Origin of the sequence: Gluconobacter sp. R75690, from assembly GCF_015244525.1 — a bacterium.
Lineage (GTDB): Bacteria > Pseudomonadota > Alphaproteobacteria > Acetobacterales > Acetobacteraceae > Gluconobacter > Gluconobacter potus.
In genome coordinates this window covers 22,686-39,774 of record NZ_JABCQB010000008.1, presented here as the reverse complement: position 1 = coordinate 39,774, position 17,089 = coordinate 22,686, and the positions used below count along the sequence as shown (strand labels likewise).

Annotated in this window: 10 protein-coding genes; 6 read left to right on the top strand and 4 right to left on the bottom strand. The window is 60.1% G+C overall.

Annotation, left to right across the window (positions count from 1 at the left end; genetic code table 11):
- The first annotated feature begins 34 nt into the window (after positions 1-34).
- Positions 35-2,125 (top strand): hydantoinase/oxoprolinase family protein, encoded by a 2,091-nt coding sequence (locus HKD27_RS10645; protein WP_194689565.1) that lies wholly within the window; start codon positions 35-37, stop codon positions 2,123-2,125.
- Positions 2,125-3,693, top strand: coding sequence for a hydantoinase B/oxoprolinase family protein (locus HKD27_RS10640; protein WP_194689566.1), 1,569 nt, complete (start codon positions 2,125-2,127; stop codon positions 3,691-3,693). The genes HKD27_RS10645 and HKD27_RS10640 overlap by 1 nt, the downstream gene beginning before the upstream one ends.
- 48 nt (positions 3,694-3,741) lie before the next feature.
- Here the strand turns inward: HKD27_RS10640 and HKD27_RS10635 are convergent, their stop codons facing one another.
- Entirely contained in the window at positions 3,742-4,686 is a 945-nt protein-coding gene (locus HKD27_RS10635; protein ID WP_194689567.1) for a hydroxyacid dehydrogenase, read from the bottom strand.
- Between the two features lie 243 nt (positions 4,687-4,929).
- Here HKD27_RS10635 and HKD27_RS10630 point away from each other — a divergent pair, with 243 nt between their 5' ends.
- The 4 genes from HKD27_RS10630 to HKD27_RS10615 all read left to right on the top strand — a co-directional run bounded on the left by HKD27_RS10630 (position 4,930) and on the right by HKD27_RS10615 (position 14,572).
- Positions 4,930-5,097 (top strand): hypothetical protein, encoded by a 168-nt coding sequence (locus tag HKD27_RS10630; RefSeq protein ID WP_155723149.1) that lies wholly within the window; start codon positions 4,930-4,932, stop codon positions 5,095-5,097.
- Between the two features lie 891 nt (positions 5,098-5,988).
- Entirely contained in the window at positions 5,989-8,838 is a 2,850-nt protein-coding gene (locus HKD27_RS10625) for a TonB-dependent siderophore receptor (protein WP_194689568.1), read from the top strand.
- 51 nt (positions 8,839-8,889) lie between these two features.
- Positions 8,890-12,198 carry a GH92 family glycosyl hydrolase gene (locus tag HKD27_RS10620; protein ID WP_228518474.1) on the top strand — a complete coding sequence of 1,103 codons (3,309 nt, stop codon included), beginning with the start codon at positions 8,890-8,892 and terminating at the stop codon, positions 12,196-12,198.
- Positions 12,199-12,310: 112 nt separating this feature from the next.
- A complete protein-coding gene (locus tag HKD27_RS10615) occupies positions 12,311-14,572 on the top strand; it encodes a GH92 family glycosyl hydrolase (RefSeq protein ID WP_370544265.1) in 2,262 nt (753 codons plus the stop codon).
- A 156-nt stretch (positions 14,573-14,728) separates the two neighbouring features.
- Here the strand turns inward: HKD27_RS10615 and HKD27_RS10610 are convergent, their stop codons facing one another.
- From HKD27_RS10610 to HKD27_RS10600, 3 genes are all read right to left on the bottom strand, one after another.
- Complete coding sequence (locus HKD27_RS10610) at positions 14,729-15,712, bottom strand: putative FMN-dependent luciferase-like monooxygenase (RefSeq protein WP_194689571.1); 984 nt, start codon at positions 15,710-15,712, stop codon at positions 14,729-14,731.
- 98 nt (positions 15,713-15,810) lie between these two features.
- The gene (locus HKD27_RS10605) at positions 15,811-16,434 is read right to left on the bottom strand and encodes an alkylhydroperoxidase domain protein (RefSeq protein WP_062495512.1); all 624 of its coding nucleotides are present in this window, start codon (positions 16,432-16,434) and stop codon (positions 15,811-15,813) included.
- Entirely contained in the window at positions 16,431-17,081 is a 651-nt protein-coding gene (locus HKD27_RS10600) for a CMD domain protein (protein WP_062495514.1), read from the bottom strand. The genes HKD27_RS10605 and HKD27_RS10600 overlap by 4 nt, the downstream gene beginning before the upstream one ends.
- Positions 17,082-17,089: the final 8 nt, after the last annotated feature.

Below are 17,089 nucleotides of genomic sequence, written 5' to 3'. Positions count from 1 at the left end.
CACGATACTCTAACCCGATACGGAAAACATAGGCATGGTCGACAGTACACAAATCCGTCTCGCCGCTGATATCGGTGGCACGTTCACGGATGTGGTTCTACAGACACCGCAGGAGCGTCTGACACGCAAGGTCCTCACAACGCCCAGCGCACCGGAACAGGGCGTCATGGATGGCATAGGGCTCGTGATCCAGGACGCAGGTCTGCAGTTCCCCGACGTGACAGTCTTCGTGCATGGCACGACGCTGGCGACCAATGCGATCATCGAACGCCGGGGCGCCCGCACAGCCCTCATTGGGACGCAGGGTTTCCGGGACATTCTGGAAATCGGCACGGAAAGCCGGTTCAACCAGTATGACCTGATGCTGCAGAAACCCAGCCCGCTTGTCCCCCGGGACCTGCGCTTTACCGTTCCCGAACGCATGGATGCCCGCGGCACGGTCCAGCTTCCGCTCGATGAAGCAGCCGTGCTGGCGCTTGTGCCCCGGCTGCGGGAAGCGCGGGTCGCAAGCATCGCCATTGCGTTCCTCCATGCCTATGCCAACCCGGCGCATGAACAGCGGGTTCGGGCACTCCTTCAGGAAGCCCTGCCGGACGTCACAATCTCCATTTCAAGTGAGGTCTGTCCCGAAATCCGGGAATATGAACGTACCTCGACCACGGTTGCCAATGCCTATGTCCAGCCTTTGATGGCAGGCTATCTGGGGCGCCTGCGCGAGGCTCTTAATGCAAAGGGCTTTCAGGGCGCGCTGTATCTCGTCACGTCAGGCGGCGGCCTCACCGCGCTTGAAACGGCCCGGCAGTTTCCCGTCCGTCTGGTGGAATCCGGTCCGGCCGGCGGAGCCATCTTTGCCGCACAATGCGCCGAGCGTCTGGGCGAGAACCGCGTCCTGTCCTTCGACATGGGCGGCACGACCGCCAAAGTCTGCCTGATCGAAGACGGAGAACCAGCCTCATCCCGTTTCTTCGAAGTGGACCGCACGGCCCGCTTCATGAAAGGGTCCGGCCTGCCCCTGCGGATCCCCGTGATCGAAATGGTCGAGATCGGCGCTGGTGGTGGGTCAATCGCCCATCTGGACGCCATGAAACGCGTCGTCGTCGGCCCGGAAAGCGCATCTTCCGTTCCCGGCCCAGCCTGTTACGGGCTCGGAGGCAAACGCCCCGCGGTCACGGACGCAGACGTGATGCTTGGCCTGATCCGTCCGGAAAACTTCGCGGGCGGCAGCATCCAGCTCCAGCCGGACCGCTCGGCCGAAGCCCTTCTGGCCGATATCGGCACCCCGCTGGGCCTGTCAGCGGAAATGTCGGCCCATGCGGTCTATGAAATCGTCTGCGAAAACATGGCCAGCGCCGCCCGCGTGCATGCCGCCGAACGCGGCGCCGTCATCGGCGACCACACCATGATCGCCTTCGGGGGCGCGGCCCCGCTCCATGCCGCGCGTGTCGCGGAAAAACTCGGCATCCAGCGCCTGGTCATCCCATCAAACGCCGGTGTCGGCTCGGCCGTGGGCTTTCTCGCCGCACCGGTCTCGTTCGAGCTGGTCCGTTCTTTCCCCATGCGCCTGGACGACAGCTTCAATTCAGAAGAGGTCTCGGCCCTGCTGGATGACATGACGCAGGCCGCGCACGGGCTGGTTCAGGACGATGCCCGGACCGAAACGCTTCACACCCGGCGCAGCGCCTTCATGCGCTATGTCGGCCAGGGGCACGAAATCATCGTAACACTTCCGGAAGGCGCCATCAGCAGCGACCATCTCTCCGCCCTCCGGGGAGCCTTCGAGGCCGAATATGCCCGACAATTTGCGCGCGTCATCCCACATGCCGCCGTCGAAATCCTCAACTGGTCCGTCAGCGTGTCCACCACGCCGCAGAAATATCCGCCCTTCAAGGCCGCCCCGGCCCTGCACGATGCAAAATCCGGCGACATCCGCAAGCTGTTCGACGGCGCAACCGGCACTCATGTCGATCTGCCGGTTTATGAACGCACGGACATGGGACCGGGCAGCCGTATTTCCGGCCCCGCCCTGATCGCCGAAAAAGAAACCACAACCTACGTCTCCTCCCGCTACAACGCCCATCTGGACGGTAGCGGCAACATCATTCTGGACATGAAGGACGCCGTCTGATGAATGCACACTCCCATAAGGAAATCGATTTCCAGATCATGTGGAACCGCCTGATCGCCGTCGTCGGCGAGCAGGCGCAGGTGCTGATCCGCACGGCCTTCAGCCCCATCGTCCGCGAATGCGAAGACATTTCGGCCGGCATCTTCGACCTGAAGGGCCGCATGATCGCGCAGGCCGTGACGGGCACGCCTGGTCACGTCAATTCCATGGCGGAATCCGTCGGCCATTTCCTGCGTCACTTCCCGATCTCGACCATGAAGGAAGGCGACGCCTACATCACGAACGATCCTTGGATGGGAACAGGGCATCTCAACGATTTCGTCATCACCACCCCGGCGTTCCACAAGGGCCGTCTGGTCGGGCTGTTTTCCTGCACCAGCCACCTGATGGATATCGGCGGACTGGGCAACGGACCGGAAGCGACGGACGTCTTCATGGAAGGCCTCTCGATCCCGATGCTCAAGCTGATCGATCAGGGGCAGGTCAACGAGACACTGATGGCCATGATCCGCGCCAACACCCGCCTGCCGGTGGATACGGAAGGCGACACTTATTCGCTGGCCGCCTGCAACGATGTCGGCGTTCGTGCCCTGTGCGACATGATGGACGAATTCCGGCTCGACAGCCTCGACCCGCTGGCCGATTTCATCATCGAACGCTCCCGACAGGCCGTTCTGGACAAGATCGCAGCCCTCCCACAGGGCACCTGGTCCCATGAGATGACGATCGACGGCTATAACGCCCCCCTGACGCTCAAGGCAAAGCTCACCGTCAGCGAAGGCCGTGTCAGCGTCAGCTATGACGGCTCCCCGCCCACGGTCGGTCGCGGGATCAACGTCCCGATGGCCTATACGCGGGCCTACACGGTCTTCGGACTGGCCTGCGCGATCTCACCAGATGTCCCCAACAACGCAGGCTCGCTTGCGCCCTATCATGTCGAGGCGCCGGAAGGCTCTGTCCTGAACGCCCCCCGTCCCGCCCCCGTCTCCTCACGCCATGTTATCGGACAGATGCTGCCGGACATGGTGTTCGGATGCCTGCGCACGCCTCTTCCCGACAGGGTCCCGGCAGAAGGAACATCCTGCCTGTGGAACATTGCGGTCCGAGGCCAATGGCTACCCAAGGGGGCCACGACACCGCAGACCTATGCCCTCGCCATCACGACGAATGGCGGTACCGGCGCACGACCCGGCCTGAACGGCCTGTCTGCAACGGCCTTCCCGTCCGGCGTGCACGGCACCCCGGTGGAAATCGCGGAAATCCAGTGCCCGCTCATTTTCTGGGAGAAGGAACTTCGTGAAAACAGCGGTGGTCTGGGCCAGACCAAAGGCGGCGACGGCCAGATCATGCGGATCGGCACAACCCAGAAGCAGCCGTTCGAACTGCTGGCAGCATTCGACCGCGTCAATCACCCGGCCCGTGGCGCACTCGGCGGACAGGACGGCGCGGCAGGCCGTGTCGAGACCACATCAGGCCGGAAGCTCGCCGGCAAGGGCCTTCAGGTCCTGAAGCCGGACGAGGTTCTCGTCCTCATGACGCCGGGCGGCGGCGGACTGGGCGCAGTCTGAAAACGCCACGCGCCCTTCCGTTTCGGGAAGGGCGCGGGTCTTCATCGTTCAGAGACAGTGTGGCGGCACACGCCCCGCCAGAGCATCCTGAACCTGTGACGCGCACAGCATCGCCATCCGGCGCAGAGCCTGTTCCGTCGTCGCACCGATATGCGGCGTCAGAACCACATTCGGAGCGCGAAGCAGCGGATCATCCGGCAGAGGGGGCTCGGGGGACATCACGTCCAGACCTGCTCCGCCCAGATGCCCTGCCTTCAGAGCCTCCGCCAGCGCAGGACCGTCCACTTCTCCCCCACGACTGGTATTGATGAGGATCGCCCCCTGCTTCAGGCGCGACAGGGCCGAAGCGTCAATCGTGGGACGACCACTTCCCTGTGCCGGGCGATGCAGGGAGAGGACATCGGACGCAACCAGAAGATCATCAAGGCTTTCCGCCCGTTCCACACCTGCAGCCCTGAAAACGTCTGCCGGAACACTCGGGGACCAGGCCATGACCTTCATGCCCAGGCCCTGCCCCGCAATCTGCGCAACATGCCGGGCAATGGCGCCGAAACCGACCAACCCGAGCGTCCGCGTATGCAGTTCCAGACCTGGCCCCGTATAACGGAACTCCCAGTTCCCTTCCCGTACGGCACGATCTGCTTCGCAGATGCGGCGGACAACCGCCAGCAGAAGCCCTATCGTCATTTCCGCAACGGAGCGGCTGTTGGTATTGGGCGCATTCGTGACCAGAACCCCACGCGCCGCCGCAGCAGCCTTGGCAATCCGGTTCGTTCCCGAGCCATGGCATGAAATGATTTTCAGGTTCGGCGCAGCCGCCAGCGCGTCTTCACTGAACCCCAGATCCCGCGTGATGACCGCATCAGCATCCCCGACTTCACGAATAACGGCCTCCATTGTAGGTGCTGTGGCATAGCGGGTTCTGATCCCGGCATCATTCAGACATGTTACGGCATCAGGATGGATCTGTTGGGTAATGAAACACAGGCTCATGCGATTGATTTTCCACAGTCAGGGAACAGAACTCGCCGGATGATGGCATAAAGCCCCCTCTTGTCCATCTCCAAAGACCTTTCCGCAGATCTGCTGTCTAAAACGGCCGACCCGGCGGGAAAAGGCTGTGTCCTATGCGGACGCAAACAAAGAAGGGCGTCTCCCCTTTGACCCGGTACGGAATATCTATCAGCGACCGCCTGTCCTTCAGGCGCTTTCTCGGTCCTGGGGGCATCGGATCATATGCCGGATGCCAAAAAGATCTGCCTGTTTCGCGAACGTCTGGCCCAGACGGGCGATATTGAAAAACTCTTCAACCGGTTCGATGCCATGGTGCAGTCGGCTGGATCCCTGCCGATGTCAGGCCAGATCCTAAACACCACACTAATGGCGGCGCCAAAAACAGCGTAACACTCATGCTGGGAAGGTTGATCTTCGGGAGAAGTGTATCCCGAAATACCGACAAGACAAACCGGCAAAACGGTCCCGCAAGAACCGGCATGCCCGATGCCCCCTGCAGTTCACTAAAATAAAACGACAGGATGAGAGGACGATCCCCTCGACAGACTGCACTATCACACTCTTTGGCTATAAATCCCGTGTCGCCATCGACTGGAATTCAGTCCGATCCATAGACGGAAGACCACCGATGCGGCCCGATGCGGCGGCCAGTGATGATATGCAACTACGCGCAGAGCCACTCAACCGCAGAGCAACAGCTCGGAACCGCCCATTCGTTCCTGACGCAAAGCAAAATTCATCACACAGGAACCGAAATCAGACCGGAAGGACCTCACGCGACGGCGCTCAAGAGTCGTTCACGCCGCCACTCGTTTCGGAAAGACATCTCTTGATGTCCTTCCCAACGTTCACTGCACAATGGATACATATTGTATCATAAGTTACAGTCATGAAATATGTATGCTTTTATGCAACACCTTTTCTTAAATTTATGTTCGATGATTTTTTGTAAGAATTAACAGTTTTTGTAACGGTCGAGCCAAGTTATGAACCGAAACACGTTATTGTTTCATAACGATGGCTTTCCGTTACTGATCCCCAGTTTCCTACCCAGCTTGAGGACTGTTTTTTATGAAAGTCAGGCCAACCTCTCGTCGAAACGTTATGCTTTTCGCCTTTTCTGCGTTGACCGGTATCGCTGTCGCGGTCCCTTCCGGCCCAGCGCGAGCCCAGGCTGTCAATACCGCGCAGGACAGCATTGACAAGACGAAACAGAACAAGGTGCCCAGCCGCTCTGTAACGAGCAAAACATCGACTACCGCAGCATCGCGCAAAGCGACATTGAAAAATGCTGCCGATACCGGCGTAAATTCGACACATGCCGAGAGCGTCGTTGTCACGGGCACATTGTTCCACGACAAGAACCTGAGCAGCGCCTCGCCGATCGAACAGATCACTGCCAAGCAGCTTCAGCAGCGCGGCATCAAGACCGTGACTGACGCTCTTCAGCTTCTGTCGTCCAACGGTTCGGGCAACCTGACGAACGCGTTCTCCGCCAATGGAGCCTTCGCGGGTGGCGCATCCGCACCGTCTCTGCGCGGACTCCAGACGTCCGCGACGCTTGTGATGATGGATGGCATGCGCCTGTCTTATTATCCCGCAGGTGACGACGGCGCGCGAAACTTCGTCGACACGAACTGGATGCCCTCGTCACTGGTGCAGACCATTGACGTCCAGCAGGACGGCGGTTCGGCACTTTATGGCGCTGACGCTGTTGCCGGCGTTATCAACATGATCACGCGCGAACAGATCAAGGGTTTTGAAGGCAACGCGGAAGGCGGCCTCAACCAGGGCGGCTACGGCGGCCATCAGCGACTCTACGCGAATTACGGCGTGGGCGATCTGGATAAGGATGGTTACAACTTCTATGTCAACTCGGAATACCAGTCCGATGACATGATCACCAACAGCCAGCTCGGCTATCCATACAATACGAGCAACCTCACGGGCATTGGTGGCGGAAACGCTGATGGCAACCTGCTGGGTTCCGACGGCACATTTACCAATGCCGTCACGCAGACCACAGGCGCCGTGGCGCAGGCTGTCGATAGCAACGGCAAAGCACTCAGCGGCTATCAGTTGCTGAATCCCACCTCCGGCTGCAACGGACTGTCAGGGGCTCATTCCGGATACGTTGCCGGTACGCCGACGGGGTCGGTGAGCACCATGTGCCAACAGGACAAGGTCTCGAAATACGGCGTCATCTCACCTTATGACCGACGCGTGGAAGCAACCGCTCATCTTACGGTCAAGCTTGGTCCGCGCGCGAAACTGGTGAGCATGTTCACTTACTCGCAGAACCTGTCCTATTATACGGGCACCCCGAGCGCATTCTACGCCAACACACAGTCCCAGCTTGGAACAAGCGAAGGCGTGCTTGCCCCTGCCTATCTGCCGAACGGTTCGCTGAACCCCAACAATCCCTATGCGTCCCTCGGCGAAAGCGCACAGATTTACGGTCGTTTCATCGATCCCACGGCCGAGACCCAGTTTTCGCAGAACTATCGCGGATCCATGCATCTGACAGGATGGGAACCCTCGAACTGGGGTGGGGACTGGAACTATGATTCCAGCTTTGTCGGCATGAATACCGACCTTTCCACCAGATATGACAACAACATCAATATCGCCGATCTTGATTATGCGATCGAGAACGGCACGTATAATTTCGTTGATCAGGCTGCAAACTCTACCGCGGCAAAGCGCGCCATCGCGCCAACGGAAATCGTCCATTCCAAGACGGCAGAATATTCCTGGCAGGCTTCTGTCACCAAGGGGCTGGTACGGCTGCCGGGCGGAATGCTGAACCTGGCTGTCGGAACCAACGTCCGCTACGAAGGCTTCAACGCTCCGAATGCCAATCCGATCGATCCCAACGACGTCAACGACCAGTATGAAGGCATCAATCCGTTCAGCGCGATCGGCCATCGTTACGTCTATTCCGGATATTTCGAGCTGAATGCGCCGATCGTGAAAATGCTGAACGCCGATTTCCAGGGGCGTTACGACTCCTACTCCACGGGCTTCAGCCACTTCTCTCCGAAGATCGGCGTCACCTTCAAACCGACCAAGGAGTTCATGCTCCGCGGAACATGGTCGCAGGGCTTCCAGGTCCCTAGTTTCTACGAAACAAACGGCACCACGATTGGCTACACGTCTTATGGCCCCTCGAACCTGACCTGGATCAACCAGCACCTCAATGCCAACGGGACCAAGGACGACTACGCTCAGGCCTACAGCCTGGGTGGCGAAAGCATTGGCAACCCGAACCTCAAGCCCATGACGAACAATACCTTCACGGGCGGCCCGGTCTTCCATCCCGTCCCATGGATGACGTTCAGTGCGGAATACTGGTACATCCGCGAAAAGAACGTCATTGTCTCCAATCCGATCCCGGCAGCCACCGTGGCATCGGCTTACGAGGCGTTGAACACCAACAAGACGGTCACGATCGACGGCGATACGGTGATCCCCGACGTTGCGGATCCGCTGCATCCTGACGCACCCCGCCGCGCCGGCATCATTGAGTCGTCCTATATCAATGCTGACAGCATGATGACCGACGGCGTGGATCTCAATCTTTCGATCAGCCATCGCCTGCCCGGTCCGCTGAAGATGATCAACTGGTACAGCAACGGTCACGCAACATGGGTGCACCGCTTCAACCAGACCATTCCGGGTGTGGGCGTGGAGCGCTTTGCCGGAACCGAAGGTCCGTGGAACACAACCTCGGCATCAGGTACGCCGCGCTGGCGCGCCAACTGGCAGAATACCTTCACGTGGAACAAGCTCTCGACGACGTTCACGGTCTATTACACCAGCGGCTATCACGGCACGGCGGAAGACAACGATGGTCCAGGCACGGCCGGAAACTGCAAATACGCGCTCTATCAGGACGTCAGCAGCTTCTATCCCTCACAGTGCAATGTCCGTCACTTCTGGGACATCGACATGACGGTGAATTACCAGTTCAACAAACAGTGGGCTGGCTACGTCAACATCTACAATCTGGCCGGTTTCAAGGCTCCGTATGACTTCGGCACCTACGGTTCCTACCTTTACAATTCGTCCTGGGCCCAGAATGGTGTTCTCGGGCGGGCATTCCGCTTCGGAGTTACGGCAACACTGTAAGGCGTGATGCAAAATATAACCAAGCGATCCTACTCGCACGCGGCATTCCTCATGGCGACAATCGCCATGGGGGTACCGCAAGCCTTTTCAGCCCCCGTCCCCTCAAGCCTTTCGGACATGTCTGCGCCCCTCGCAGTCCAGACGGGTTCCGGGTCGGGCTGGGCTCTCTCCAGCGCCGATGGTCCTACAAAGGAGGAAGTCATTACGGCCCGTGCCGGCAGCGGCCTGATCGGAACGAAGACGCTTCGCCTTGATGCAACAGCCGCCTCTGTTCACACGATCATTGCGAAACCCGGTCGCGACATCTCCATCGACAGGCATTCCCACCTCACCTACGCGATTTTCCCGATCGCCGACCCACTGTCCCTGACGGATGAGGCGACTTATACCAGCCTGGACGTCCTGTTCACCGACGGAACCCGTGCCTCTACGCTCGGTGCCCGCGATCTGTCCGGAGCCGAACTGACGGCGCAGGGTCAGGGAGCAGGCCGGGCGCTCTACCCCAATCAGTGGACACTGGTTGATGTTCCTCTCGGCGAGGTCGCTGCGGGCCGAACCGTCGCCGCCATTGAACTCACGTCCCGCGCCCCCAAAGGGAAAGCCCGGCGTGTCTATCTCGATGCGGTTTCCATCACGGATACTCCCGATCCGAGCAGCCTGACACCGGCCGATCTTGTGGACACACGACGCGGGACCAATGCGAACGGCCACTATTCGCGGGGGAACAACTTCCCTGCCGTCGCTGTCCCTCACGGGTTCAACTTCTGGACGCCCGTGACGCGTGGCAACTCCAACTGGCTTTACCAGTATCAGGAGCACAACGGCCCCGATAACCACCCGCGTCTCGAAGCCCTGTCTCTCAGCCACGAACCCAGTCCCTGGATGGGCGATCACGACACCTTCCAGATTATGCCCGCGCCCGGACCCGACGTGCCCTCCGCAGACCGGACAACGCGCGCTATCGGCTTTACGCATGACCACGAAACCGCCCTGCCCTACCGTTATGCCGTTACGCTGGACAACGGGATTGTGGCTGAGATGGCCCCGACCGATCATGCCGCCATCCTGCGCTTCCGCTATCCCGCGGGCACAGTTCAAGGGCAGGTCGTCTTCGACAACATCACCAATCAGGGCAGCCTGAAAATTGCTCCGGACGGACGCAGCGCCGACGGGTACACGGACGTCGCCAGCCAGCTCTCCACTGGCGCGAGCCGGATGTATGTCCATCTTGAATTCGACCGGCGCGCCATCGCACAGGGGCGCCTGAGCGGACAGAAGCGGGACAACGTGCAGGCCTGGGCGGCGTTCGACACGAAGACGGACCCGACCGTCACGATCCGGATCGCCACGTCGCTTATCAGCCTCGAACAGGCGCGTCATAACCTCGCACTCGAACTACCAGCCAGCGCTACGCTCGAAACCGTAGCGGACACAGCGAAAAGAGCGTGGAACAGCCGGCTTGCTCGCGTGCAGATCCCTGACGCAGCACTCGACGAACAACGCACGCTCTTCGGCAATCTCTACCGGATGTATCTCTATCCCAACAACGCGGCGGAAAATGTCGGAACAGCCAGTGCGCCGCGCCTGCGGCATGCCAGCCCGTTTGGGGTGCGGCTGCATCCCGACAGCCCGACGCAGACCGGGGTTCCGGTCGTAAACGGGCCGCTCTATGTCAATAACGGGTTCTGGGACACGTATCGCACGGCGTGGCCCGCCTATGCCCTGCTGACGCCGGAAGAAGACGGGCAACTCATTGACGGTTTCGTCCAGCAATACCGTGAAGGCGGCTGGATCGCACGCTGGTCCTCACCCGGTTATGCGGACCTCATGACCGGGACGAGCGCGGATGTGGCTTTCGCGGATGCCTATGACAAGCACGTCCGCAATTTCGATGCGTCTTCGTTCTATCGCGCCGGTCTGAAAGATGCGACCGTCATGCCCGATGATCCTGGCGTCGGGCGGAAGGGTCTCAACCGCTCGGCATTCCGGGGTTATACCGACACCGACACGGACGAGGCGCTGTCCTGGTCCAATGCTGCGACCCTCAATGATTTTGCCCTCGGCGAGATGGCCGCGTCCCTGGCCGCTTCCGCTCCGGCTGACAGCCCGGCACAGGCCAATTATGCGGCGGAAAGCTGGTATCTGCACAACCGGGCGCTGAATTACGTCAATCTCTTCGATAACGAGGTTGGATTTTTCGTTGGCCGTCGGCCGGATGGCCGATGGAGAGCTTCTAAAGCGCAGTTCGATCCGCTCGCCTGGGGTGGCGACTATACCGAGACGAATGCCTGGACGATGGCGTTCGATCCCGTTCAGGATGGACAGGGGATCGCCAGTCTCTACGGCGGCCGCGATGGGCTGGCGCGGAAGCTGGACGCATATTTCGCGACGCCCGGCGTTTACCACACGGGCGATTACGGCGGGGTGATCCATGAAATGCGGGAAATGCACGATATCCGCATGGGTCAGTACAGCCACAGCAACCAGCCCGCGCATCATATCCTCTATATGTATGACTATGCCGGGCAGCCCTGGAAAGCGCAGGACAAGATCCGCGACGTCATGAACCGGCTGTATCGCGGAACGGCGATCGGGCAGGGTTATCCGGGGGATGAGGACAATGGCGAGATGTCCGCCTGGTGGGTCTTCAGTGCGGCAGGTTTCTATCCCCTGCGCATGGGCACGCCGACCTACGCCATCGGTGCACCGCGCTTTGAGATCATGCGCCTGACGGTCGGGCAGGATCGGGTCCTTACGGTTCACGCTCCGGGCGTGAGCGACCGCAACCGCTTCGTCCAGTCCGTCAGCCTGAACGGCAGGCCGCTGACGCGCTGGTGGCTGAGCCATGACGAAATTGCCGGGGGTGGTGATCTGACCTTCCAGATGGGACCACAACCCTCGCAGTGGGGAAGCTCACCGGATGCCTCCCTGCCGTCGCTGACACCGGCCGGACAGACGCCGAGCCCAGCGGTCGATCTGGCAGATGTCCCGGGCGCGACGCATACCGGGCCGGACGCGCTGTTCGACAATGACGCGCTCACATCAGCACCCATTGGTGGTACGGATGTGACGGTCACTGTATCGGCAGACGCATCGGCTCTGGCCTACACCGTCACATCAACCGGCAGCCCCGATCTCGCGCCTTCCGCGTGGGAGATCCTGGCGTCCGACGACAACAGGACGTGGCAGGTGGTGGATCACCGGACGGGTGAAGCATTCCCCTGGAAGCACCAGACACGTCCGTTCCTGCTACCGAAAGGCGCCACGCACCGGATGTATCGCTGGCATGTGCTGAAACCGGTCTCTGCCGAGGCTGGGGAATTCGAACTGCTGGGTCACACGTCCCCCTCAGCACGGTAACCCTTTCGCCCAGAAGATCCGGGGGCACCGCGTGCAACAGCCACCCGGATATTTTCACTCACGGAGTTAAGCCGTTATGGCGCTTTGCAGATTAGCCCGAAGTTTTCTGGTCGTGACCCTGCTGTCCGGGACCGCTCCTCTCGCCATGGCAGCACCGGCCATGGTTCCTGCGGATGCCTCTCCCGCCTCCGCCGTGGACCCACGGATCGGAACTGGGGGGGCAGGACACACCTATCCCGGCGCGACCGTACCATTCGGGATGATCCAGCTTTCGCCCGATACGGCGATGACGGATTTTCATCATTCCTATGCCTGGGCGGCGGGCTATCAGTATGATGACCCGACGATCATGGGCTTCTCACACACGCATTTTTCGGGCGCGGGCCATTCCGACCTCGGGGACGTGCTGGTGATGCCGATTTCCGGGGATGTCCGGCTGGAGCCGGGAGACGCTGCCGTACCGGAAAGCGGATATCGCTCGCGCTTCCGCCACGCCACGGAGATCGAAAAGCCGGGCTATTACGCGGTGACGCTCGATGATTACAGGATCCGTGCCGAACTGACCGCCTCCCGCCGGGTGGGCTGGCACCGCTATACCTTCCCCAAGGGAAAACCCGCGCATCTGCTGCTGGATCTGCGGCCGAGCATCTATGACTATCCGGGCAAGGTGCTATGGGCGCGCCTGCATGTCTCGGCCGATGGGACGGTTTCGGGCTGCCGGACGACACGGGGCTGGGCACCGGGGCGCACGCTGTGCTTTGCCATGCACTTCTCCAGGCCAATGGTCGGGCGCACGCTCTATGATCGCGAGACGAAAGTGGCCTATCGCGGCTTTGGCGGTCCGGGGAACCATCCCGTTGATCATGAGGCACAGAACGGCCGGGAACTGGAAGGCGTGTTCGATTTCGGGAAGCTGAAAGAGCCGCTTCTGGTGAAGACCTCCATATCACCGGTCAGCGAAGAAAACGCCATTGCCAATCTTGATGGCGAAGGACAGGACTGGAACTTCGACGCCCAACGCAATGCGGCTCTCGAAGCATGGAACAAGGCCCTTTCGGTCATCGACATGCAGGGTACGCCGGATCAGCGGACGCAGTTCTATACCGCGCTCTATCACGTCATGCTTGCGCCGACGCTCAGCATGGATGCGAACGGCGATTTCACCGGACCGGATTATCAGCGTCACCGGGCGGACGGATTCGAGTTCTACTCCACCTGGTCGATGTGGGACGTCTATCGCGCGCAGCAGCCGCTTCTGGCCATTCTGCGCCCGGATATGAGCTCACATTTCATCCGCTCGCTCATCGCGTCCCAGCAGACCAGTCCGTTCGGCCTGCTGCCGATCTGGGCCTATCAGGGGCTCGAGACGTGGTGCATGATTGGGTATCACGCCGTGCCGGTCATTGCGGATGCGTATCTGGCAGGTGTGCGGGGCTTTGATGCCGAGGCCGCGCTCAAGGGCATGATCCGCAGTGCGACCTATGGTCCCTATGGCGATCTGACCGATTACATGAAGATCGGTTACGTCCCGATCGACAAGGAAGCCGAAGGCGCTTCCAAGACGCTGGAATACGCCTATGACGACTGGGCGCTTGCCCGCATGGCGCGTGCGATGGGCAAGACAGACGTGGCACGGACATTCGAAAAGCGGTCCGATAACTGGCGGAAAGTATGGGACCCCAAGACGGGATTCATGCGTGCACGCCTGTCGTCGGGGGATTTCCACACCCCCTTCACTCCTGCCGCCGCAGCCTATGGAAGCGACTACACCGAAGGCAATGCGTGGCAGTACTCATGGTATGTGCCGCAGAACATCCCGGCGCTTATCAAGGTCATGGGCGGACGGGAGAAATTCACCGCCCGGATCGACGAGCTGTTCGACGCCAAGGTCGATCCCGCAATTTTCAGGAACGTCGAGGATATCAGCGGTCTGATTGGCTGGTACGCCCATGGCAACGAGCCTGACCACCATGTTGCCTATCTGTATGACTATGCTGGCGCTCCGTGGAAAACCCAGCAGCGCCTGACGCAGATCATGCAGACGCAGTATGCCCTCCGTCCGGACGGACTGGCGGGCAATGACGACCTAGGCCAGATGTCGGCATGGTATCTGTTCACTGCGATGGGATTTTATCCGGTTGCGCCGGCGAGCCAGGAATATGCGATCGGTCGTCCGTTCGTTTCACACGCCGTCATGCATCTGGGCAACGGCCATGACTTTACGGTCACGGCTGACAATCTGGATGATGCCCATCCCTATGTCGGTCAGATGACGCTCAACGGCCAGCCTCTCGCCACCCCCTTCCTGCATCAGCAGGACGTGCTGGCAGGTGGCGAACTGCACTTCGTCATGCAGTCCCAGCCTCCGGCCTGACCCGACCGCCGGGGGTTCTTTTACCCCCGGCCTTCAGACACTTCCTCGAACTACCGCGAAAGCAGAGCGGAAGATGCCCAGAGAGTCATTCTCTCGTCATTCGCGAGGCCATGAAATCGGGCAACCACGACATCAAAGGGTCTTCACGCTTTCCATCTACAATTGAGGCGCAACCTGAGTAGCAAAGAGCTCCAGCGAGCGAAGAATGAAGCGGTGTTCCGGATCGACGGAATGAACCTGTATAGCGATCTCAGTAGCATGATCGAGCGTTCTGTCCTTTGACAGGGAGTCCAGAACATCGGCCGGCGTTCCCAGATGAACATCAAACGTCCGGATCAGGGTATCGATGTTGGTATCGTCAATCGTATGCCCGGCGGCCCTGAACTTTTTCACCTGCCGCAACAGTCCTTTCCCGGCCAGTTGCCGAGCTTCTTCGCGGTCGTCTGCAACGAAAACCGAGCGTGAAGCGAGGATCCGGGGGGCCTGCCCCGATGGCAGCGCTTCAAGATAGGCCTCGACGATCGGCAACTGAAGATCCGACAGGCTGGCATCCGGCCGGGCGGCAGGGCGTGGCTGCGTCCGGGACAGCAGCAGGCCATCACTGTCTTCTCCCGCCTTTTTCCCGCCAAAGGCGGAAAATGTCGCCTGCCAGCTCCGCTTTTCCAGTCCTGTCCCTTGAGGCCAGAGATGATTCCCGCCGGGAAGTTCTGCGCCTTTCCAGGCAGATTTGACCGTCTCCAGATGACGGTTGAATGTTGCGTGACGATCCTCAAAACGCTTCCCGAATGCCAGATAGGACGCTGGCGTTCCCCCTGAACCGAACCCGACTTCCAGCCGCCCCTGCGACAGGATGTCGGTCACGATCGCATCTTCGGCCACGCGCACGGGATCTTCCATCACGAGAGTGACTACGCCCGTACCCAGACGAATACGGGAGGTATTCGCCGCAACATAGGACAGAAAAGGAAAAGGAGACGGGAGTCCCCCCTCATCTCCATGAAAGTGATGCTGCGCCACCCAGGCGCTCTTGAAACCGTAAGTCTCTGCGGCCCTGATCTGTTCAAGCGCCAGGGCGTAACGCTGGCTGGCCGGGACGGCATCCAGAAGACGTGTAAAGAATCCGAACTGTTTTCGTGACACGGTCGAAATCACTTTCAATCTGTTCCCAACAAGGCCGGGCGCACGATGCAGTATTTTTCCATGCGTCCACAATAATGCCTTCTTCCACGAAGGAAATCTTAGTCCTGTTTTTCCACCGGAAGGGTCGGATACCCCAGAGACAGCATCAGCCGGTTCGCCCAGTTGAAAAACGAGGACGCGTTGATCAGATCAAGAATCTCCGCATCATTAAAACCGGCCTGACGCAGAACACGCACATGAACATCTGAAAAACCAACGGGCGTTTCCGAGATCTGGCGGGCCACTTCCGCGACAAGCAGCCATGCCTCCGTCGCATCCACCGGCAGGCTTCCGGTTGCGAGCAAAACGGCCAGAGCCTCGGATGAACCTCCCTGCCGTTCGCTGAAACGGGCATGAACAGACGCGCAGTAAATGCAGCCATTGAAACGTGAAACAGCCGTTGCCGCGAGTTCGCGCTCCCTGCGCGGAAGTCCACCGTCCGTGTTGTAAAAGATATCCCTGTCACTACGGGTCCGCGCGCCGAGAACCTGCGGATCACGGGCCAGCAGCATGAAATATGGGGACTTGGCACGGGCACGATCCACCAGCCCGTCATAATGAACTTCCGTCAGTTCGCTTTCTTCAAGCGGCGGAAGCCAGGGGTGCCAGTCCAGAAGGGCTGTGGTGAAACGGGCAGGTTCCCGGTTATCCGGGCGTGATGCATTCTGAGGGGTAACGCTCATGATGTGCTCTCCGGAAGACCCTGCCCCACGGCGGGACCGGCATGGCGCAGAACTGTCAGGCCATGAATGATCCTGACCTGAAAAGTGAGAAACGAAACGAGCTGGGACAGCGTCACGATGGCCGTTTCGCTCCATCCTGCTTCCTGCAGGGCCTCAAGTGCGCCGGCTGACGCATCGCGCGGATGATACACAAGAAGATGCGCATGCTTCAGAGCGGCAGACAGTCGCGTCCCGATCTCCGCAGCAGAAACATCGAACACAAGGCCATTGAGATCTTCCGTGGACAGTGTCCCCTGAGGGTAAGCCCCGTAAGGCCCCCTTGTCCTGCCATCACGCACGAACTGCCTGATGGCCGCGGGGAGAGCATCGCCATCCCCGCTCCTTTCCAGAAGGTTCAGATACAGGCGATAAATGTCCTGTTCCCCATGCAGTCCCGCGACAAATGACGCGACGGCCAGGCGCTCCGTTCTTGAAAAGCCCTCGTCCCGCTCCGGATGGAGAAGAAGCGCGGCGCTTTGCTGGGCATTATCTCGCAGGACACTGCGGCCACGCCTCAGAGTATCAAGCCATGATCCTGCCCCGATCCCAACGACAGAGTCGATCAGGTCCTGAGGCGGGTCCGATTCAAAGGAAAATCCTTCGGTCATCAGTTCAT

Bases quoted from the DNA above. Each gene is read 5' to 3' on its own strand.
- HKD27_RS10645 (WP_194689565.1), top strand. From the start codon at position 35: ATGGTCGACAGTACACAAATCCGTCTCGCCGCTGATATCGGTGGCACG.
- HKD27_RS10630 (WP_155723149.1), top strand. From the start codon at position 4,930: ATGCCGGATGCCAAAAAGATCTGCCTGTTTCGCGAACGTCTGGCCCAG.
- HKD27_RS10635 (WP_194689567.1), bottom strand. From the start codon at position 4,686: ATGAGCCTGTGTTTCATTACCCAACAGATCCATCCTGATGCCGTAACA.
- HKD27_RS10640 (WP_194689566.1), top strand. From the start codon at position 2,125: ATGAATGCACACTCCCATAAGGAAATCGATTTCCAGATCATGTGGAAC.
- HKD27_RS10605 (WP_062495512.1), bottom strand. From the start codon at position 16,434: ATGAGCGTTACCCCTCAGAATGCATCACGCCCGGATAACCGGGAACCT.
- HKD27_RS10600 (WP_062495514.1), bottom strand. From the start codon at position 17,081: ATGACCGAAGGATTTTCCTTTGAATCGGACCCGCCTCAGGACCTGATC.
- HKD27_RS10620 (WP_228518474.1), top strand. From the start codon at position 8,890: ATGGCGACAATCGCCATGGGGGTACCGCAAGCCTTTTCAGCCCCCGTC.